Here is a 22,130-nt window from a genome sequence, read left to right on the forward strand (position 1 = left end):
TTGCAAAGAGGCAAAAAAGAACAATAATTTTTTTCATTTGTTACAAATTTTATTTAAAAACCAAAAAGGAAGATTTTTTTGCTAAATCTAATTATCCTTTATCCGAAATTCTCAAAATATCTCCAAAAACCCCTCTTGCTGTAACGGCTGATCCCGCTCCTGCACCTTGAATTACAATTGGACGATCACCGTACGACTCTGTATAGATTTCGAAGAAAGAATCAGATCCTTTCAATCCACCTAAGGCAGTATCCATTGGTACTGAAACTAATTTTACTTCAAGATTTCCTTTGTCATTTTGCAAATCTCCTGACAATTCCCCTATGTAACGCAATACATGATTTGGTTCTTGTTCTGCTTTAATTTTATTATAAATCGGATCAAATTCTTTCAATTTTGTCAAGAAATCCACCACATTACCTTCACGTAAATGTTCTGGAATAAGGTTTTGAATTTGCACTTCGCTAAACTCATTTTGCAAATCTAATTCTCTTGCCAAAATCAATAATTTTCTTCCTACATCATTTCCGCACAAATCTTCTCTTGGATCTGGCTCAGTGAATCCGTTATCAATTGCTTCTTTCAAGATATCACTGAAAGGAACATCTTTGGCAGAAAAATGATTGAACAAATAACTTAACGTACCAGAAAAAACGCCTTTGATCTTAGTGATATTTTCACCTGAAAGATGTAATAATTTAATCGTATCAATCAATGGCAAACCTGCACCAACATTCGTTTCATACAAATAACTCTTTTGATTTGTTTCCAATGTGTGACGCAATTCTTTATAGAAATCATAGCTTAATGTATTAGCCACTTTGTTTGACGAAATCAAGTCAAAACCATTTTCAGCTAATGAGATATAGTTTTCAACAAAGGCAGCACTTGCTGTATTATCAACCGCAATTAAATTCGCTAAATGATGTTCTTTTGCGTAAGCGATAATATCATCGATGGAATAAATAACACCACTATTTTGGATTTCGCTTTTCCAATTTGGTGAAATTCCATTTTTATTCAACAAAACACTTTTAGAATTTGCAACCGCAAAAACATTCAATTTTACGCCTTTCCTTTTTTCGATAGCATCAGCTGATTCAAGGATTTGATTGATCAAAGTTCCTCCTACTAGTCCATGACCAAAAACGGCAATATTGATTTTTTTTGCTACTCCAAAGATTTCTCCATGAATCACATTCAACGCTTTTTTGAGTTGTGATTTTTGCACCACCAAACTCACGTTTTTACCTGTAACCGTATTATTGAATAAAATAGGCACAATGTTGTTGCGAATCAAAGCCGTGTAAGGTTTGTGAAACGTACTCAAATCTTGACCAATTATCGAAATCACAGACACGTCGTCAGTAACCGAAATTTTATTAACATCCTTAGAATAGAAATCATTTTCAAATTCCTTTTCCAATTCAATCATCGCATTAGTCGCTTGGTTAGCATCAACTACAAGTCCAATTCCTCTTTCAGATGACCCTTGCGAAATGATACTCACGCTAATATTATTATCGCCCATTACTCTAAAAATACGAGCATCAACACCTGTTTTTCCAAGTAATCCACGTCCTTCAAGGTTTACCAAAGCGACATTTTCTAAAACAGAAAGCGTTTTAATTCCTTCTTTATTCGACTTAGAGGTGATTAGCGTTCCTTGGTTTTCATTATTAAACGTATTCAAAATACGCAAAGGAATATTCTTCTCTAATAATGGAATAATCGTTTTGGCGTGCAAAATATTGGCACCAAAATTAGCCATCTCATTGGCTTCGTTATACGACAAATGTTCGATTTTTTTGGCATCCAAAACCATCTCAGGATTGGCTGTATAAATTCCATCAACGTGTGTATAATTTTGTAACTCTTCGGCATTGATGTAATTCGCAATCAGTGAAGCAGTATAATTACTTCCATTTCTACCTAAAGTAGTTGTTTCTTTTTTGGCATTTGCACCAATAAAACCTGTGATTACTAACAGAGAATCCTTATTTTCTTTAAAAGTTTGAATGACGTTTTTCTTAGACACAGCATCAAATGGTTGTGCATCACCAAAATTAGAATCGGTAACAATTAACGCTCTTGTATCTGCTAGTTTTGCTTGAATCCCTTTTTGTTGCAGCAAAAACACTAATAATTTAGCCGAAAGCAATTCGCCTTGTGCTAGAATTTGGTCTTGAATCTTAGCGCTAAAATCACCAATCAAGCTCACTCCTTCAAAAAGTTTGTCTAGTTTGTCAAATTCTTCTGAAAAATCAACTGCATCAAAACCATCTTTTTGATAGGTTTTAAAGCTTTCTAGTAAGGGCTTGTAATTCCCGTTTTTAGCAGCAATGGTCAAAATATCATCTAACTCATCCGTTGCATTTCCTCTTGCTGAAACTACAATTGCAATTTTTTCCTCTTGCTTAATTTTCTCAACAACAATGTTCAAAACTTTATCGATACCTTCACCGTTAGCCAATGATTTACCGCCAAATTTTACTATTTTCATCTGTTTTTTATTTTTGAAAACAACTTCTAACAAATTGTCTAATTGCTCGTATTCCATCAAAAAGGCATCGTGCCCATGTTGTGAATCAATCTCACTATAGAATACATTATCTTTAAATTTTTTAATCTCGTTATAGGTTTCTCGATTCTCTTTTGCCGTAAAAAACAAATCGGAATTGATTCCTACAATGTATATATTAGCATCCACTTTTGAAATAACCGATTCTAATGACTCACGATTGCGAGTAATATCAATGGTTTTCAATAATTGGTTCATCATTTTATAAGCGGAAAGCTGAAAACGTTTTTCTAATTTTTCACCATGGTAATTCAACCAACTTTCTACTTGAAAGGTTTCCAGTTTTTCAGTGGTTAGCCTGTTAAATTTCTCTTTGAAAGATTCTGGCGTTCTATAACACAACATAGCGTGAATACGCGCATCTTCAATTGGTTTTTTTGAGTTATTAAGGATTTGCTCTTGCAAATAACAATTAGCAATCAACCAATCTGTCGATTTCCAATCGGTAGCAATGGGAATAAAATTATCCGTTATTTTTGGTTCCAAAGCCAAAATTTCCCAAGCAATTCCACCTCCAACTGAACCTCCAATAAGCGCAAACAAATGATCGATCTCTAAAAACCGAAGTCCTTCGATAAAAATTCGAGCGATATCTCTTGCTATAAAATCTCGGTAATTCTCGATAGCATCCGTATTGAAACCATTTCCTGGCACATCAAAAGAGACAATCGTATATTTTCGAACGTCAATGGTTTTGTCAATACCAACCAAATCATTCCACCACCCTGTTTCGCCAATGACTTGTGAATTTCCTGTCAAGGCATGGTTGATTAAAATAATGGGAGCGGTATGCAAAGGCGCACCAAAAACTTGATACGAAAGTTTCAAAGACGGATATTTTGCACCGTTTTCAGTGACAAAATTAGATATGGTAAGATTTAATGGTTTTTTTTCCAACTTCAAATCGTGTTATTATTGATTTGTATGGAAATAGTATAAAGAAAATAAACATAAACTAGAAGAGTATGCGGTGTTATCTTTCCACAGAGTATGCGGTAGAATGCAGCACCTTCTTCGATGAATCGAAGGGTTGCTAAGGCATCATCGGGTCTAATCCCTCGTCCTTTCTTTATAACATTTCAATACGTTTATGAACATTTATAGCACAAAGAAACTATTATTTTTTCAAACAAACAAATTTTGCTGATTCAGATTTAATGCAATAGCAAAGCAAAGCAAAAAACGCAAGTCAAAACTGAATAAAATCATCCAGAAATCACTTGCGCTTCTTAATTACATTTTCGAAATAAGATCTATATAAATAATGTTTCATTTTCTTTAGAGTACATTAATAAAAGTGAATTCACTACATTTTTTTGTTTCTCTAAATTTGTACTTGTAGCTGTACCAAATCTAATGTTTGTCAATTCTTCTCTGTTTCCTGCTACAGGATTTGCCCCTCTTCTAGTCCTTATTAACTCTAAGGCTCTAGCAATCATTCTTCTTGCGTTCATAATTTTAATTTTAATTGTTTTATTTATTTGTTTGTTTTACTTTTTACTTACTTGATATAAAAAAACCCTTTTGGTTATTTACCAAAAGGGTTTATATTATATAAACAATACTTTTGGATATCAACAGACTGATAGTTGTGTACAAAACACAATCATCGATACTTGTTTTAACTTTTTAGTGGTATTATTATTCATTTTATTATTATTTTGAATATTACTTTTGTACTATATATCAAAAAAGCCTCCTAATTTCTTAGGAGGCTTTTGCTATATTTTAATCTTATTTGAATAAAAAAATTAAGCTATCGCACTCCTGCGGATTTTCTTAGTTTGAACCATCGATTTTTTACAAATAATAAAATTCATTTTCTTGTTTTTTTACAGCCACAAAGATATAAATTATCTTCGACTAACCAAATTGTTTTTGTATAAATTGTGAGCTACTAATCAAATTAACAGATAATTATGATTTAAACACCAACACTTAACATTAAATTTTAAAAAGCAAATCAACTAAGAGTCTTTTCTGCAAGTTAATTTTAAAAATCAACTCTATTCCACTCTTTTGATTTGACATTCCAAAGATACAACTGAAACCTAAATTTCATGTTATGACAACCTTAAGTTACTATTATTATAATGTATCGAAAACCGCTTTTAAATCTGCTTTTAAATCCTCAATATCTTCCAATCCTACTGAAAGACGAATTAAATCTTTAGGAACACCTGCCGCTAGTTGCTGTTCGTCTGACAATTGTTGATGTGTTGTACTAGCTGGGTGAATAATCAAAGACTTTGTATCTCCAATATTTGCCAAAAGCGAGAATAGTTTAGTATCATCAGCTACTTTTTTAGCAGCATCAAAACCAGCTTTCAAACCGAAAGTCACTAATCCATTTTGTCCTTTTGGTAAGTATTCTTTAGCCAAATCATAATAGTTACTCGATTTTAATCCTGGATAATTCACCCAAGCTACTTGGTCTTGAGACTCCAACCATTGTGCTAAAGCCAATCCGTTTTCACTATGTTTTTGAACACGCACTGCCAATGTCTCTAACCCTTGTATGATTTGAAAAGCATTAAACGGACTCAAAGCTGCACCATAATCACGTAAGCCTTCGATTCTTACTTTGGCAATAAAAGCAGCAGCACCTAAAGCGTCATGATACACTAAGCCATGATAACCTGCATTAGGTTCTGTAAACTCAGGAAAACGCCCACTACTCCAGTCAAATGTTCCTGCATCAATAATAGCACCTCCTAATGAAGTTCCGTTACCTGCAATATATTTTGTTAACGAATGGATTACAATATTTGCTCCGTGTGCAATAGGATTCAACAAATAAGGAGAAGCAACTGTATTATCTACTACAAACGGCACTTTTAAAGACTTAGCCACTACTGAAATTGCTTTTAAATCCAAAACATCTAGTTTTGGATTCCCTAAACTTTCTACAAAAATCACTTTAGTATTTTCGTTCGCAGCATTTGCAAAATTCGCAGCATCAGATGGATCTACAAATGTGGCTGTGATCCCTAATCTAGGCAACGTTGAATTAAACAAATTGAATGTCCCACCATATAAACTACTAGAAGCTACAATATGATCGCCCGTTTTTAACATCGTCAACAATGCCGTAGCAATGGCCGCCGTTCCTGATGCAGTGACCACTGCAGCAATACCGCCTTCAAGAGCTGCTAAACGTTGCTCTAAAATATCATTTGTAGGGTTATTTAATCGAGTATAAATGTATCCAGCCTCTGCCAGTCCAAATAAATTAGCCGCATGTTCTGAATTATTAAAAACATATGATGATGTTTGATAAATAGGAACTGCTCTCGTTCCGGCATGTTTCGTTACATCGTGTCCTGCATGTAAAGCATTTGTTTCAAATTTTAATGTGCTCATATTCTTGTTTGTTTATTGTGATTAGTATTATTTTCATTCAAAAAAAAAGCCTCCCAATTACTCGGGAGGCTTTGCTAAATTTTATATTTAAGTTTAAGCAATAGTATACCCGCAGAAAAATTTCTGTTTCACCATACACATAATTGCTTTTGAAAAATTCATTTTTGTTTTATTTTGAATATCAAATCTCCGAACTAAATTTGGTTTATCCAAATGATTACAAATAAATTAACATCTGTTCCTGATTTAAAAACTTCGACTAGGTTATTTTTAACGCAAGAAGAATGCATCTGTCATTTTATCATATACTACAAATAATCCCGCATTTTAACATTCCTACAAAGTGAAAAATACTAACAAGTGCTGAACAAACTAAATACATCTTAAACAACAGTGAATCTACAGTAGAAATCTATAAATTTAATTCAGTATAGCTAGTTGAGCGTTTTAGGTAATAGCAATCTAGTAAGAGGTAAATATCGTTTATTAAAAAGAGTATAAAGTTTTTAGTTTCGTAATAAAATTATATTATGAAATTAAAAACACTTTTATTTGCTTTATTATTTAATTACACGCTTGTTGTGTTTTCACAAAATCCTGTAAAATTGAGCTCAGGTCAATTTGCTTTTATTGAAGGCCCAGTATGGGATCGTTCTGATAAAATTTACTTCTCAGACATTATAGACAGAAAAGTGTATACTTACTCCGTTACCAATAATACTTTTGCTGTTGCTTTTAATATCGTTTCTCCAGCTAGAACCAATGGATTGATGTTTGATTCTAATTTAAATTTGATTGTTTGTGAATTTGGAGATGGTTTAATCACCCGCAGAAATACATCGGGAACAATACTAAGCACTTATGCTACTGGTATTTTAAACGCAAATGATTTGTGCCTAGACAAAAAGGAAGGCATTTATGCATCGTCACCAAATTCTGGAAAGGTATATTATATCAGTCCTGATCCTTCCAGAACACTTACTGCAATTGATGAAACAATATCCTCTCCAAACGGAGTACTTGTTTCTACAGACGGGAAAAAATTATTTGTAAATGACTCTGATGGCTATACTATTTATAAATATGACATCAATACTACCACAGGATTAGTAAGTAATCGTGTAGCATTTGCAACATTAACAGACCATGATAATACCGAAGTAAAATCACTAGCCGATGGTATGGCAATAGACAAAAACGGAAATCTGTATGTTACTGCAAAAAAATCCATCCAGGTTTTTAATGCTTTGGGTACCTTAACAAATACATTTAATTTTACAGAAAACCCAACTAATTGTACCTTTGGAGGTGCTGGTTTGGGAACACTTTACGTTACTACTCCTAAAGATTTGTATAAAATTGTTTTGACTGATGTAACTGGTTTTCAGCATCCATTTGATCTACCTATTGCTAATTTATCTGTAAATGATTTAGATAAAGTTTCTTTTAAGATGTTTCCTAATCCAATAACAAATCATGAAATCAATGTAATTGTTGGAGACGCAAAAATCAGTGAAGTCTTGTTGTATAATAATTTTGGGCAAAAAGTAGACACTTGTAATTTTAAAAGAACCAACAAGGCTATCCAGATAAAATTTAATCCTAGTTTAAAGAACAATGTTTACATATTGTCCATAAAAACATCAGAAGGATCTATTATCAATGAAAAAGTCATTCTACAATAATTAATTCAGTTGTTTTAGTAATTTTGAAAAGTCCTGATCATTTTTATCAGGACTTTTTGTTTTCATAAACTTAACACCTACACCTAATAAAAGCTTTTTACCTATTTCAAAACGTTTTTAAAGTAAATCTAACAAAATTACGTCAAACCCGTTTCCGCACTCAAAATCCCAATATTCTCACCGTAAGAACAACAAACATAGACCCAATAAACATAATGCCTCTTCTTGTTGGACTAAAATTCAAAAAAGTAGCTCAGATTAATTTACAATTCAAAATGGTTTCATACCTTTGCACCTCAAAATACCAGAGGAAAAATTTGAACTGATTGCAACCTCTTCATAATGAACACCGTTCCTTATGGATGCTGAAAATTTTTCAGTAGAAAAAATGCTAAAGCAGAAACCCTACTTTAGTCCTTTTTGCAATTATTTTTTCTCGCCTAATTTAAAAAAAAATTATATTATGGCTTATTTATTTACGTCAGAATCTGTGAGCGAAGGACATCCAGATAAGATTGCAGACCAAATCTCAGACGCATTAATTGACAACTTTTTAGCATTTGATGCTGATTCGAAAGTAGCTTGTGAAACTTTAGTAACTACAGGACAAGTTATTTTGGCAGGGGAAGTAAAATCAAACACTTATTTAGACGTTCAACAAATCACTCGTGATGTAATTAGAAAAATTGGTTACACGAAGAGTGAATATATGTTTGAAGCCAATTCTTGTGGTATCCTATCGGCTATCCATGAGCAATCAGCAGATATTAACCAAGGTGTAGATCGTTCTAGTCCTGAAGAACAAGGTGCAGGTGACCAAGGAATGATGTTTGGTTATGCTACAAACGAAACTGAAAATTTCATGCCATTGGCATTAGATTTATCTCATAAATTATTACAAGAATTAGCCATTTTAAGACGTGAGAATAGTGAAATCACTTATTTACGTCCTGATGCTAAATCTCAAGTAACTTTAGAATACAGCGATGACAACGTACCTGTACGTATTGATGCCATTGTAATCTCTACACAACATGATGATTTTGACGAAGAAGCGACGATGCTAGCTAAAATTAAGAAAGACATCGTTGAAATCTTGATTCCAAGAATTATTGCAAAGAATCCAAAACATGCTCATTTATTCAATGATAAAATCCAATACCATATTAACCCAACGGGTAAATTTGTAATTGGAGGACCACACGGTGATACTGGTTTGACTGGTAGAAAAATTATTGTAGACACTTATGGTGGTAAAGGAGCGCACGGTGGTGGTGCTTTCTCTGGAAAAGATCCATCTAAAGTAGATAGAAGTGCTGCTTATGCAACACGTCACATCGCTAAAAACTTAGTAGCAGCTGGTGTTGCAGATGAGATTTTAGTACAAGTATCATACGCTATTGGTGTAGCGCAACCAATGGGAATATTTATTGAGACGTATGGTAAGTCAAAAGTAAATTTAACAGATGGTGAGATTGCTAAAAAAGTAGAAGCTATCTTTGATATGCGACCTTACTTTATCGAGCAACGTTTGAAATTAAGAAACCCAATTTACAGCGAAACTGCTGCTTACGGACATATGGGACGTACACCAGAAACGGTAACTAAAACTTTCTTTGCTCCAGGTGGAAACGAAAAAACAGTTACGGTTGAATTGTTTACTTGGGAAAAATTAGATTTTGTTGATCAAGTTAAAACTGCTTTTGGATTGTAATTCAAAAAATATTTTATTACACAAAAAAGGGCTGTCTCGAAAAGACAGCCCTTTTTAATTATATAAAAATGGATATTACAACTTGTATGTAATTCCTATTTTAGCACCACTTACAACATTACCACCACCTAACTGAAGGTTAATTCCAAAATTGTCATTAAAGAAATAACGACCCCCTATTTGCAATCCTAATCCAAAGTTGCTAGCGCCATTATAATCGTATTTTTCACCATTATACTTTGTTGTCCAACTATAATAATTCAAATTCGCTCCACCATATAAATCCCATTCACTAGGAATATTCAACACCTCATTAAAATGGTAATTACCATTAGCTTGAATACCTATGATAGTACTTTTTATATCACCAGTACCGTAAACATTTTGATTATAGGATTGATACGAAACTTCTCCACCAAGAGTAAAGTTTGTTGCAATTCCGTAATCAAGACCTACATAAACAGGTGTTCCCCATCCTGAAGTGCCTATTCCTGCGTTTAATTGTAATCCACCTTCTTCTAAAGGTGCTTGTGCATTGGCAAAACCAAACGTAAACAATGCTAATACGAGAGCAATTTTTTTCATTTTAAATTTATTTATTAATATTACTTACTAGAAATTAACTCTAGTAAATTCACATCTCAAAAGTAGTATTTTTCATTTATATTAAAAAATATTCATTCCTTTATAACGGAAACGTTTTTTAGCCCTGATGGAAGTGGAAATCCTTTTATAAAAAACATTATTTTTTGCGTCTCTTGCAGAGCGACCAGAGGAAGCTCCTGCAAGAGACTAGCAAAAAAAGTGTTTTGAGTAAAAGATTGAAACGGACAGCAGGAATAGCTACAAATTATATTTCAAAGAGAAAATAATATAACGCGGCTGCACGGTATATTGTGAAGTTCTAGTTGAAAATTGCGAAAAACTATCGTCGTTTAGTGAAGTGGTATTCAGAATATTGGTTGCTGAGAGTTTGTACTCCATTTTGGCATTTTTCTTTTGGTAAATCAAACTTGCACTCAAGAAATCATATTCATTTTTAACTGTTCCTGTATCGTTACGATAGTTGTAAAACTCATACTCCGACACAAAAGAAAAGGCATTTAGAAAGTAATAATCCAACTTTGCTGATGGACTATCAGTGTAAAAAGTTGTTCCGTTATACTCATTGACTGTGTATTTATAACCGAATTCTATGTTGGGCATATTTTTATAATTTGTCGATGCTTTAACATTATAACTCTGTGTAAAACTTTCAGTTGTTGATAGTTTATTGTTTTGAATGTTATTGAATTTAGACCAATTAGCACTAGCTCCTATACTAGCTTTGTAATTTTTTAAGAAAGAGCGACCATAATTTCCAGAGCCTGATAATGTTTCATCAGCTAAATCTGAATTGTACGGAGAAGTGGCTTGATTAATTCCTGAAAAAACTGAGCGTGTTTTTACAGCATCAACTTTCTTAGTATAGGTGGCATTTGCAAAAATGTTTTCTAAGTTATACATGTTGTATTTAAAATAACGCAACGAATGCACTTGCGAAATGGCATTTTCCAAGGTTCTATTTCCTTGCGAAAGACTGTTGTAGTTTGAAAAAACATAGCCTTGAACTAATTTATTTATATCCGTAAAATTATTGGTTAAGGAATAATTATAGGTTAAACTTTCGGATTTTTTGATTTGGTATAAGGCAAAAACATCAGGCAATACTCTATAAAAATTTTGCTGATTGTCCGTTCCTAATTGCTGGTTATTCATATCATAATAATGCAAACTCACCCCTGGATTGAAAGTAAATTTCCCAGTCAATATTTTGTAATGCAATCCTAAAAACACATCGTTAAAACCATAATTAACCTGATTATTATTCTCAGAAGCATTCAAATCATTAGCGGATTGATCGTCTAGAATTTGAAAAATATGAGAATTAAAGTTTTGATAGGAATAGGTTTCTCCCAATGTCACATTAATATTACTCTTAGGCGTTACCATATAGTAATAATCAAATTTTGCATCTATTTTATTAGTCTTCACAAAACGATCTTGATTCAAATCATTACGACTTTGACCTGAGATATAACCTGCTAGAGAGAAAGGTTGGCTTTGTAAATTAGCGTTATAAAATGGATTTTCGTCTTGATACAAATGTTGTGCCTCAAAGGCAAAAATATTTTTATCATTTAATGTATAATATAAATTGAGATTTTGATTAAATGATACTGGATTTTGCTTTTTAGTAGTTAAAATATCCTCTGTATTTGACACTGAATTCACAATCGATTCTCTAAAAAGACTAGACAGTTCGTCTTGTTTTGAAAGTTTCCCCAAAACATCATAATCAAATTGCAGTTTCGCATTAGGCTTGTAACTAGAACTTAGTTTAAACATCCCAAAATTACTTTTTTGGGCTGACTCTTCTAGATTCTTTTGTTTGTCACCAGAATCTAAAATGGTTGTTTGAGATTTAGTTTCCAGCTCAGTATCGGAACTTGAGAATATTCCAAAACCGCTAAGATTCCATGCTTTGTTGACACTATAGGAGAAATTTGTGGCTCCAAATTTAGTTTCGATATCTTTAGCTCTATTGTTTCGCATCATCGAAATCCCTAAATCATTGGATGACACATCAAAACTACTACCTCCTTTTCTGGAAACACCCCTAAAGCCTCCTGTCATCTTGAAGTAATCCTGAGTGGTCAACGGTAATTCTCCAATATTATTGAAATTGGTAATTAAGTTGACACTATATTTAGGATTATAATAAAACAATTTAGGATTGATAACATAGCGACTTTCTTCATGCGCCACTCCAGCACCAGAAGTCACATCACCAAACCAAAAATTCTTTTTCCCAGATTTTAATTTAATATTCATAGCCACGTTGTCCTGATTATTCTCGACTCCTTTAAGTGCACCAACTTCACTATAATTACGCAATACTTGGATTTTATCAATAGCATCAGCAGGAATATTTTTGACTCCTAATTTTGTATCTCCATCAAAAAAATCTTTCCCTTCCACCATCAATTTGGTCACTTTTTTACCTTCAACCTCTACTTCCCCATCATCATTTACCTCAACTCCAGGTAATTTTTTTAAAATATCTTCGAGTTTACGTTCGGTTCCAGATTTAAAGGAATCCGCATTATAAACAATGGTATCTCCTTTGATAGAGACTGGCATTTCACGAATAATTTCGACTCCTTCTAATTCGATTCCTCCCGTTTCCATCACCACAGTTTTGGTAATATTTTCTTGGGCAGTTACAATTTCAATAATTTTACTTTGCATTCCCAGATAACTAATATTAATACTATAGGACGTATTTATATTTAATAAAAGATTGAACTTTCCTTTATCATTTGTAATAGCATAGGAATCCATGGCATTGGTATTATGATTTACCGCCATCACATTTGCCATTTCAAGTGGTTGACCCGCCGTATCTTTAATAATCCCATCCAACCGAACAGATTGTGCAACCGAAAGCAAAGAGCACAAAAATAAAACCACCAAAAGTGTTTTTTTCATAAGTTTAAATTTTAACATTGGTATTCTCTTTTGACATAACCATTATTTGTTTGGTTCTATTTTCATAAATATATAAGAATTTATTTCTTAATGTTGAATTTCAAAATTAATGTCTCATTCCGCCAGGTCCTCTACCACCACCAGGTCTTTGATTGGATTCCATAAATTCTTTTGTTTTTTTAATCACCGTTTCATCATATTCTTTTTGAGAAATGGTTTTACCTGAAGTGGGTGCTTTGATGGTAGTTTTTTCTTTTGGATTTAAAATAATTTTAGAACACAGAATAACTGTCTTGCCATCATTAATTTCTAAAATTAACCCTGGCAATCCCCAATATTTATCGGGACCTTGATTCACTGGGATTTCGGGAGTATACCAAGCCGTTATAACCGCCTCTTTAGGCACCATTAAGTTATCTAGAAAATTCGTTTTTTTATCTTTAGACTGTTCTTCTTTCTTTTTTTCTTCATCAGATTTTGGTCTTAAAGCATTAAAATCTAACTCCGTTACTGTCAAGACAGCCGTTGCTTTAAAACAATTATACCCACCTATTAATCTTGTTTCTCCTTCCATTTTCCATTGTAGCTTAGGAAGAGAATCTTTAACCAAGAATTCTTTCCCCATAAATTCTTTATCTATCGCATAGGTTTTTTGTTTTACATTTTTGTAAAATGTACCACCACTTCCCATCATCGAACTCATCATTCTTGATCTACCACCACCATCTTGCCCTGGAGCTTCTAATTTTTCTTCTTCTTTGTATATTGACGCTGATTTATCGAAATAAAGGGTAAATGTTTTTTCAAACATAGATTTCATTCGTTCTTCCATTCTTTTTTGCATTTCGGGAGTGACATCTTTATTCCCTTTAAATCGGTCTTTGAACTCTGCGGAACTAGTTTTAGACTGATAAACCGCCATTCCTTGAAACTCCTGAGCTTGAACGCTTAAAAAAGCTGTCAAAACAAAAAACATTAGTAAAATTCTTTTCTTCATCATTTTTTTATTTTATTATCAAATTATTTCTACATTACTTTTAATGTTTCATATGTGCCGTTTTTTTGTAATTTGCAACACTATGAAAAATACTTTTTTACTTATCTTATTCTTTTCATTTTTTATCGTTAGCGCTCAAAACCCTAAAATAGTTGCTTCTATAATTAATTCCGTTTCTGTAAACGAAAAAGAATTTGTTGGTACAGATCAATACGGATACAACTATTATACTGAGAATGCTGTATTTTATAAAATAAAAGACAAAGAACATTGGGAATATAAAAACGTCTCTTTAGGTGCTTTATCAAAAGTAAATCTTACTAATCCATTAAAAATTGTTCTTTTTTATGAAAACTTTAATACCATTATTCTCTTAGACAATCAATTGAGCGAAACTCAAAAAATTAATTTCTCAGAAGAATCAACGCCAATCACTGTTTCAGCAACAGGAATAGCAAGTCAAAATCAACTTTGGATTTACAACCGTTTGAATCAACAAATAGGTTTCTATAATTATTTAAAAAACACTTATAGAACCATTTCCACTCCCTTTCCAGAAGCGATGGTTTTTTACCAATCTGATTTCAATCACTTCTATTGGATAGACGACAAAAACAATGCATTCGTGTGCACGATATACGGGAAAATTTCAAACTTAGGAAAAATCACTGATTTTGAATGGATTGAATTCATTAATGAATCCCAATTTATTTTCAGTAAAGACAATCAATTATTTCTAATAGATAGCAAACAAAATAAAAAATACGAAATTGATATTTCAGAAAAATGCTTTCAAAAATGCTATTACAAAGACCAAATTTTATCTATTTTTACATCGGAAGGAATTACAAATTATAAAATCATAACACCGTAATGCACATAGCAGTAGCAGGAAATATAGGTTCAGGAAAAACGACATTAACACAATTACTCTCCAAACATTTCAAATGGGAACCTCATTATGAAGACGTGGTTGACAACCCTTACCTAGATGATTTTTACCATCAAATGGAACGTTGGTCTTTTAATTTGCAGATTTATTTCTTGAATAGTCGTTTTCGTCAAGTTAAACAAATTCGCGAAAGCGGAAAAAAGGTGATTCAAGATCGTACGATTTATGAAGATGCCCACATATTTGCTCCCAATTTATTTGCTATGGGATTGATGACGCACCGTGACTTTGACAATTATTCTTCTTTATTCGAATTAATGGAATCGACCGTTAAAGCACCTGATTTATTAATTTACCTTAGAAGTTCAATTCCTAACCTAGTGGGCCAAATTCATAAAAGAGGTCGCGAATACGAAACCTCGATTTCTATTGATTATTTAAGTCGTTTGAACGAGCGATACGAAGCTTGGATTCATACTTATGACCGAGGAAAATTATTGATTATTGATGTAGATAATATCAATTTTGTAGACAATCCAGAAGATTTAGGTGACATCATTAACAAAATTGATGCAGAGATGCATGGATTGTTTTAAACAGCGATAACATTTTACCTCGAAGAACAGTAGAAAGTACAATGTTGACATTTTTTTAATTTGGGTTTGAATTTCAAATACAGACTTATTTAGATTAAAAAGAACATATACAAAAAATGCCTCGCATTTGCGAGGCATTTTTTATAGCTTTTAAATTAACTATTTTTTAATACAACATGATTTTTCAGAAGATTTTACAAACTTCCCATTCGTATCAAAATGAGATAAACAAAAAGCCTTTTCTTCAGCTGAGCATCCATTATCGTCACACATCTTTGCACATTCTTCTTTTGTCATTTTTTCACATTTTGACATATCGCAACCTGTTTTAGCAACATGATGTTCACATTTTTTATTCGTACAGCCGTTAGCTTTACATTCCTCTGCTGACATTGATGTACATTTACCATTAGCAGCACAACATGAAGCCATTGCTTGATGATGTTCACAATCTTTGTTAGTGCAGCCCTTAGCTTTACATTCTTCTGCGGACATTGACGTACATTTTCCATTAGCTGTACAACAAGAAGCCATAGCTTGATGATGTTCACAATCTTTATTGGTACAGCCTTTAGCGATACATTCTTCTTCAGACATTGAGCTACATTTTCCTGTAGTAATACAACATGAAGCTACATTATTCGAAATTGTATGACTTCCATTTCCTAAAATAGGCGCCATCACAAGACCTATCAAACAAGTCAATTTAATTAAAATATTCATCGAAGGTCCTGATGTATCTTTGAACGGATCTCCCACAGTATCTCCTGTTACAGCTGCCTTGTGCGCATCTGATCCTTTGTAGGTCATTTCTCCATTAATCAACACACCAGCTTCAAAAGATTTTTTAGCGTTGTCCCAAGCACCTCCAGCATTGTTTTGAAAAACAGCCCATAACACACCCGAAACCGTAACGCCAGCCATATAGCCACCTAACATTTCAGCTATTAATTGATTGTTATCACTATAAACTAACTTTCCTAAAAGCACAACTGCTATAGGAAACCCGATGGTCAAAGCACCTGGCAACATCATTTCGCGTAAAGCGGCTTTAGTTGAAATATCCACACATTTAGCATACTCAGGTTTGCCAGTACCTTCCATAATCCCAGGTATTTCTTTAAACTGACGGCGTACTTCGTAAACCATGTCCATTGCAGCCTTACCTACTGAATTCATTGCCAAAGCAGAAAAAACCACTGGAATCATTCCTCCCACAAACAACATCGCCAAAACAGGTGCTTTAAAAATATTAATTCCGTCAATACCAGTAAAGGTTACATAAGCCGCAAATAAAGCTAAAGAGGTTAATGCTGCCGAAGCAATTGCAAAACCTTTACCCGTAGCCGCAGTCGTATTCCCTACCGAATCTAAAATATCTGTTCTTGTACGCACTTCTTTTGGCAATTCACTCATTTCGGCAATTCCTCCTGCATTATCTGAGATTGGTCCAAAAGCATCAATTGCTAATTGCATCGCTGTTGTTGCCATCATAGCTGATGCAGCCAAAGCTACACCATAAAACCCTGCTAATGCATAGGAAGACCAAATAGCCGCGGCAAATAACAATACTGTTGGAAAAGTAGAAATCATCCCTGTTGCTAAACCTGCAATTACATTTGTTCCCGCACCTGTGCTTGATTTTTGCACAATTGCCATGACTGGTTTTGTACCAAGACCAGTGTAATACTCCGTTACCGAAGAAATAACTGCCCCTACTATCAAACCAATGATAGTTGCATAAAAAACACGCATAGATGAAATATCTTGAATTCCCTCACCAAAAAACTCCATTTTCATGGTTTGTGGTAACATATATTGCACTAAAAAGTAACAAGAAATAGCAGTTAAAGCAATAGATACCCAGTTTCCAATATTTAATGCTTTTTGTACTTGAGGCTCTTTAGCATTATCATCGGATATTTTAACTAACATCGTTCCAATGATGGAAAATAGGATTCCAAAACCTGCAATTGCCATTGGTAATAGAATTGGTCCAATTCCGCCAAAAGCATCTTGAATGGAACCTCCCATATCTTTAATCACATAATTTCCCAATACCATTGCGGCCAAAACCGTTGCGACATACGAACCAAATAAATCAGCTCCCATACCCGCTACGTCTCCTACATTATCTCCAACATTATCAGCAATTGTTGCAGGATTACGAGGATCATCCTCAGGAATTCCTGCTTCAACTTTACCCACTAAATCAGCACCAACATCTGCCGCTTTGGTATAAATTCCGCCACCTACACGAGCGAATAAAGCGATAGATTCTGCACCAACTGAAAAACCTGCTAGCGTCTCAAGTACAATAGTCATTTTTTCGGTACCATCAGTTCCCCAAACGCCTCCCATAAAATAATGAAAGAAGAAGATAAAAAAACCAGTTAATCCTAGAACGGCTAAACCAGCAACACCCAATCCCATCACGGTGCCTCCACCAAAAGAAACTTTTAAAGCTTGAGGTAAACTAGTACGAGCTGCTTGAGTCGTTCTTACATTCGTTTTAGTTGCGATTTTCATTCCCATATTTCCCGCAAGCGCTGAGAAAAAAGCACCAAAAACAAAAGCAACTACTATTAAAATATGGGTAGTTGGAACAATAAAAGAAATGGTTGCCAAGGCAATACTAGCCCCTATGACAAAAAAAGTAAGTAAGCGGTATTCGGCTTTAAGGAATGCTAAAGCACCTTCATAAATATAATCAGAAATGGAAGCCATCTTTCCATCACCTGCGTCTTGTTTTAAAACCCAAGCTCTTTTGACTCCCATAAAAACAAGTCCAATAATCGCCATGATTATTGGTAGATAAATCATCATTGTATTCATAAATTGGTTCGGTTATCGGTTAATAATAAATGTGTACCGAACGAATTTAACCAAAAAAAGCAATACTCTATTAAGAATATTGCCTTTTTATTTATGTTTTAAAGAGAAATTTACAATTTAATAGTAAACAATCCTTCTGGTTTATTTGGAATATCATTGAAACGCTGTTGGCATTCTTTGATGATTGCAAATGCTTCATTTACATCTCCCCAACCTCCAACATCAACTTTTTTATTCTCTAAATCTTTGTACACTTGAAAAAAATGTTCAATTTCTTTTACTAAGTGAGGATTCATATCAGACAAGTCATTTAATGAATTCCAAATTGGATCAGAAACAGGTACACAGATTACTTTTTCATCTGGACCTTTATCATCTGCCATGTGGAAAACCCCAATTGGCTTCACTTCCATTACACAACCAGGGAATGTTGGTTCGTTTACCAAAACCAATACATCTAATGGATCACCATCAAGTGCTAAAGTTTCAGGAATAAAACCATAATCAGCTGGATACATCATCGAAGAAAACAACATTCTGTCAAAACGCATTCTTCTTATTTCGAAATCGTATTCATATTTATTTCTACTTCCTCTTGGAATTTCGATTAATACATCGAAAGTGGTTATTTTATCTGCAGTCATTTTTATTTTTTTATTTCTTTTGCAAACTTAAAGAAATTTTGTCTTTTCACAATGAAAATCTAATTATATCGTCCATTTCAATTTCGAAAAAAACTATATTTAAATCCATTAGAAATAAAAAACAGATACAAACGAGAAAGTATAGTATCTATCACTGAATTCTCTTTTAATTAAAAATCAGGAATAAATCCAAAACGAACACCAAACTTTGGCGATTCAGGTCCATTTACATTTTCAAAAGTTGCTCGCCAAATAAAGTCAATTCGAATAGGTCTAAAGTTCCCAAAACCTATGTTTTCAATTCCAAATCCGTATTCACTATACAATTTCTCTGTAGGAGCTTTATAAACAATTGAAGATTGATTTATCGCAACATTATCTTTTGAAATCGTTCCATAAATGGATTTATAAAACAAAACACTCCGGTATTTCAATTTGTTTATTAAAGGGATTTTATTCAAAATGAATCCATTAAAATGATGCTCAAAATGAGCTGTCAGATATGTATCTGTCATCATATCATAATAATCAATCATCGAAAATGAATTGGAGACAATCGAGTACGTTTGATTTGCGTTAATAGGACTCAATAAAGTAAGCGGTACTGTTCCGAATGTTTTTCCTCCTTCTAAATACATTCCTAGTACCCCAAAATTACTGATCATCAATGGCTTTTTAAAAGCCATTTGAACCTTGTTATAATTAAAATCACTTCCCGCTATACCTTTATAACCATGTGTGTATTTTAAAGTTACTGAAGAAAATAAATTTTTACCCAAACTTTGCTCTACACCAAATCCGTTAACCCTTCTTTTTGGAGTCCACTCTAAAGAAATACTATTTGCAAAATCTCGAACAACACTTTTAGCTTCAGTTTCATTTGGCAACTTGTAGTCAATAGAAAACAACTCTTCATCAGCAGATTTCATATGACTGTATACTCCTGAAACTCCAATATGTAAATTATCCGAAAATGCTAAATCAATATTAAGTACATTTTTAGATACCTTTGTTAACGTCAAATTTTCTCCGCGTGCAATCAAAACATTCGTTTCTGAACGAGTTGGAAACAAATCATTTGGATTAAAACTATTACCACTTAATTGCAGATTATCATTAATCACCGCAGCACCAATAACGATTCTTGGCGAATGATTAATCAAATATTTGGCTTCAAAACCATACTTAAACTTATGATCGAGTGTTCCATAAACAAAATAACTTTTGGCTCTGAACAAATCGTTAATTGTTTTAAAAGAACGAAACCCAGCACGCAATCTATTTCCTTCTACATTGTTATTGGAAATTGATTGCCAAATGGAACCAAACTGAATATATTTATTTAAAGGAATGTATCCTGTAGAAACAATATTAATAACATTTGAAACCCGTTGAATTTTTTTATTAGCTTTCAGATCGTTTATTACCTTTCTTGAATTTTGCAATTCTTTATCTAGGTTCGTTACTTGATTCCAATAACTATCCTCTTTCACAAACTGATTACTCCTAGTCTGAACTACTACTTCATCGTAAAAAGAGGAGTCATGTACAATGTCAAAATCATAGTCATCATACACTATATTTTTCTTTACGAACATCCCTTTTTCATCATCATTTTTGGTCAAAAGCGTAAAATCAGCCTCATAATAATCTCTAGTAGGAAGATAAAGGGTATCGTTTACAGTTTCAAAATACTTTTCGATGTACAGATTTCGAACTAAGTTCAAATTAATTTTTCTATTCGTTCGCATGAAAATTTCAGTGATAGCAAAACTCTTTGAGTCTACTTTAAAACTTCCTTCAAATGCTAAATCCTGATCTTGGCGAGGATAAAAACGAATTTCATAAATCTTTTTATCGCCAACTACAGTACTATCACCTAATACATATTCATGTATTCCATATCCTCTAGTAGAAATGGGGCTAACAAAAGATTTTCTTAGAATTTCGACATCATCATTATAAATATCTATTGTTGTAAACACACTCCCAATACGATCAAACACAAAACCCTGCTGCCCTAATCCTGTTTGGCGTTCAGCCTCTAGTGTTGTTTTAAATTTACCCAGCAAGTTGCTACCATAGTCTCTTTCATTGGTTTCCTTCATATAAACAGGAATAGCAAACTTCTTCAGTTTGGGATCCTGAGAAGCAATAGCAATAATCGTATCATAATCCTTCCCTAATCTTTTTTTAAGAAAAACACTATCTAAATTACTCAATCCTAATGATATCGAAGTGTATTTTTTAAATTCATATTGCTTCATTAAAGCTAAACCGTTCTTCTTTTTGTTTGCCCAAATACCTTTCAGAATTCGATAAGCAGGATTTTCTTTTTTGGACAAATGCTTGGTTGGTTTTGAAAACACAACTACTTCTTTCAACTGTGCTTCTGGCAATAGCTTTATCTTTATATTGACTACTTCAGACTGACTAACATCAATCGCACTTGTTTGAAACCCGACATAAGAAACCTCTACTGTTTTATAATTATTTGAAGATTCTAACAGAAATGTGCCATTAATATCTGTCATCACACCAACATTAGATCCTTTGAAAACTACATTAGCAAACCCTAATGGCTGATTATTCTCATCATAAACCACACCGCTCACTTTAGTCTGAGCGACAATCACATTAGATATCCCCAACAAAAAGAATAAGAATAAAAACAATCTATTTTTCATACGTCAATAAAGAATAAAAAAAAACTTCATCAAATTTAGAAATATGATGAAGCTTCAAATTTATAGTTATTTTTAAAAAACAGGTCGTTTTAAAAAAATAATATTTTTTATTTAAACTATTTATTCAATACTTTTTTAACTGCTTTTACAACATCACCTGCATTTGGTAACCATTCTTCTAATAATACAGGAGAATATGGTGCTGGTGTATCAGCTGTTGTAATTCTTTGAATAGGTGCGTCTAAAAAGTCAAAAGCACGCTCTTGAACTAAATAAGTAATCTCAGAAGAAACACTTGCAAAAGGCCAAGCTTCCTCAAGAATCACCAATCTATTTGTTTTTTTAACTGAAGTTAAAATGGCATCAATATCTAAAGGACGTACTGTTCTTAAATCGATAACCTCACAAGAAATACCTTCTTTAGCTAATTCATCAGCAGCAATAAAAGCTTCTTTGATAATTTTACCAAATGATACAATAGTAACATCTGTTCCTTCACGTTTAATATCAGCAACTCCAATTGGAATAACATATTCACCATCTGGAACTTCACCTTTATCACCATACATTTGCTCTGATTCCATGAAAATCACTGGATCATTATC

At 33.2% G+C, this 22,130-nt stretch carries 13 protein-coding genes, 1 pseudogene and 1 riboswitch; of the genes and pseudogenes, 4 read left to right on the plus strand and 10 right to left on the minus strand.

Going from position 1 to position 22,130, the window contains the following annotated elements; genetic code table 11:
* Positions 1-91: 91 nt before the first annotated feature.
* The 3 genes from thrA to WBQ70_RS07020 form a co-directional block, all read right to left on the minus strand.
* On the minus strand, positions 92-3,478 hold the full coding sequence (thrA, locus tag WBQ70_RS07010) for a bifunctional aspartate kinase/homoserine dehydrogenase I (protein WP_423912214.1): 3,387 nt from the start codon (positions 3,476-3,478) through the stop codon (positions 92-94).
* Positions 3,479-3,551: 73 nt separating this feature from the next.
* Positions 3,552-3,659: riboswitch (SAM riboswitch) on the minus strand.
* A gap of 175 nt (positions 3,660-3,834) precedes the next feature.
* The gene (locus WBQ70_RS07015; RefSeq protein WP_423912186.1) at positions 3,835-4,035 is read right to left on the minus strand and encodes a hypothetical protein; all 201 of its coding nucleotides are present in this window, start codon (positions 4,033-4,035) and stop codon (positions 3,835-3,837) included.
* A 634-nt stretch (positions 4,036-4,669) separates the two neighbouring features.
* Positions 4,670-5,944: an O-acetylhomoserine aminocarboxypropyltransferase/cysteine synthase family protein gene (locus tag WBQ70_RS07020; RefSeq protein WP_423912188.1), complete on the minus strand. Its 1,275-nt coding sequence runs from the start codon at positions 5,942-5,944 to the stop codon at positions 4,670-4,672.
* A gap of 530 nt (positions 5,945-6,474) precedes the next feature.
* Between WBQ70_RS07020 and WBQ70_RS07025 the strand changes: the two genes are divergently transcribed.
* Together WBQ70_RS07025 and metK are read left to right on the plus strand one after the other, a co-directional pair.
* Positions 6,475-7,629 carry an SMP-30/gluconolactonase/LRE family protein gene (locus tag WBQ70_RS07025; protein WP_423912191.1) on the plus strand — a complete coding sequence of 385 codons (1,155 nt, stop codon included), beginning with the start codon at positions 6,475-6,477 and terminating at the stop codon, positions 7,627-7,629.
* 463 nt (positions 7,630-8,092) lie between these two features.
* Complete coding sequence (gene metK / locus WBQ70_RS07030) at positions 8,093-9,343, plus strand: methionine adenosyltransferase (RefSeq protein WP_423912194.1); 1,251 nt, start codon at positions 8,093-8,095, stop codon at positions 9,341-9,343.
* A 75-nt stretch (positions 9,344-9,418) separates the two neighbouring features.
* Here metK and WBQ70_RS07035 read toward each other — a convergent pair whose 3' ends face one another.
* From WBQ70_RS07035 to WBQ70_RS07045, 3 genes are all read right to left on the minus strand, one after another.
* Positions 9,419-9,928 (minus strand): outer membrane beta-barrel protein, encoded by a 510-nt coding sequence (locus tag WBQ70_RS07035; RefSeq protein WP_423912197.1) that lies wholly within the window; start codon positions 9,926-9,928, stop codon positions 9,419-9,421.
* 258 nt (positions 9,929-10,186) lie between these two features.
* Entirely contained in the window at positions 10,187-12,874 is a 2,688-nt protein-coding gene (locus tag WBQ70_RS07040; protein ID WP_423912200.1) for a carboxypeptidase regulatory-like domain-containing protein, read from the minus strand.
* 106 nt (positions 12,875-12,980) lie between these two features.
* The gene (locus WBQ70_RS07045) at positions 12,981-13,871 is read right to left on the minus strand and encodes a GLPGLI family protein (RefSeq protein WP_423912216.1); all 891 of its coding nucleotides are present in this window, start codon (positions 13,869-13,871) and stop codon (positions 12,981-12,983) included.
* Between the two features lie 82 nt (positions 13,872-13,953).
* On the opposite strand from WBQ70_RS07045, the gene WBQ70_RS07050 reads away from it, so the two are divergent.
* Both WBQ70_RS07050 and WBQ70_RS07055 read left to right on the plus strand, forming a co-directional pair.
* Positions 13,954-14,745 (plus strand): hypothetical protein, encoded by a 792-nt coding sequence (locus WBQ70_RS07050; protein WP_423912202.1) that lies wholly within the window; start codon positions 13,954-13,956, stop codon positions 14,743-14,745.
* Complete coding sequence (locus tag WBQ70_RS07055) at positions 14,745-15,359, plus strand: deoxynucleoside kinase (RefSeq protein WP_423912204.1); 615 nt, start codon at positions 14,745-14,747, stop codon at positions 15,357-15,359. Before WBQ70_RS07050 ends, WBQ70_RS07055 begins: the two co-directional genes overlap by 1 nt.
* Positions 15,360-15,554: 195 nt before the next feature.
* Here the strand turns inward: WBQ70_RS07055 and WBQ70_RS07060 are convergent.
* From WBQ70_RS07060 to WBQ70_RS07075, 4 genes and pseudogenes are all read right to left on the minus strand, one after another.
* Positions 15,555-18,194 (minus strand): annotated as a pseudogene (locus WBQ70_RS07060) (sodium-translocating pyrophosphatase); the annotation flags it as partial.
* Positions 18,195-18,304: 110 nt separating this feature from the next.
* Positions 18,305-18,838 (minus strand): inorganic diphosphatase, encoded by a 534-nt coding sequence (locus WBQ70_RS07065; RefSeq protein WP_423912207.1) that lies wholly within the window; start codon positions 18,836-18,838, stop codon positions 18,305-18,307.
* A gap of 170 nt (positions 18,839-19,008) precedes the next feature.
* Complete coding sequence (locus WBQ70_RS07070) at positions 19,009-21,525, minus strand: DUF5686 family protein (RefSeq protein ID WP_423912209.1); 2,517 nt, start codon at positions 21,523-21,525, stop codon at positions 19,009-19,011.
* Between the two features lie 116 nt (positions 21,526-21,641).
* The coding region (locus WBQ70_RS07075; RefSeq protein WP_423912211.1) for an alpha-ketoacid dehydrogenase subunit beta at positions 21,642-22,130 on the minus strand (489 nt) is incomplete at its 5' end.

The sequence above is a fragment of the Flavobacterium sp. genome, from assembly GCF_049590715.1.
Classification (GTDB): Bacteria; Bacteroidota; Bacteroidia; order Flavobacteriales; family Flavobacteriaceae; genus Flavobacterium.

Bases quoted from the DNA above. Each gene is read 5' to 3' on its own strand.
- WBQ70_RS07015 (WP_423912186.1), bottom strand. From the start codon at position 4,035: ATGAACGCAAGAAGAATGATTGCTAGAGCCTTAGAGTTAATAAGGACT.
- WBQ70_RS07020 (WP_423912188.1), bottom strand. From the start codon at position 5,944: ATGAGCACATTAAAATTTGAAACAAATGCTTTACATGCAGGACACGAT.
- WBQ70_RS07025 (WP_423912191.1), top strand. From the start codon at position 6,475: ATGAAATTAAAAACACTTTTATTTGCTTTATTATTTAATTACACGCTT.
- metK (WP_423912194.1), top strand. From the start codon at position 8,093: ATGGCTTATTTATTTACGTCAGAATCTGTGAGCGAAGGACATCCAGAT.
- WBQ70_RS07035 (WP_423912197.1), bottom strand. From the start codon at position 9,928: ATGAAAAAAATTGCTCTCGTATTAGCATTGTTTACGTTTGGTTTTGCC.
- WBQ70_RS07040 (WP_423912200.1), bottom strand. From the start codon at position 12,874: ATGAAAAAAACACTTTTGGTGGTTTTATTTTTGTGCTCTTTGCTTTCG.
- WBQ70_RS07045 (WP_423912216.1), bottom strand. From the start codon at position 13,871: ATGAAGAAAAGAATTTTACTAATGTTTTTTGTTTTGACAGCTTTTTTA.
- WBQ70_RS07050 (WP_423912202.1), top strand. From the start codon at position 13,954: ATGAAAAATACTTTTTTACTTATCTTATTCTTTTCATTTTTTATCGTT.
- WBQ70_RS07055 (WP_423912204.1), top strand. From the start codon at position 14,745: ATGCACATAGCAGTAGCAGGAAATATAGGTTCAGGAAAAACGACATTA.
- WBQ70_RS07065 (WP_423912207.1), bottom strand. From the start codon at position 18,838: ATGACTGCAGATAAAATAACCACTTTCGATGTATTAATCGAAATTCCA.
- WBQ70_RS07070 (WP_423912209.1), bottom strand. From the start codon at position 21,525: ATGAAAAATAGATTGTTTTTATTCTTATTCTTTTTGTTGGGGATATCT.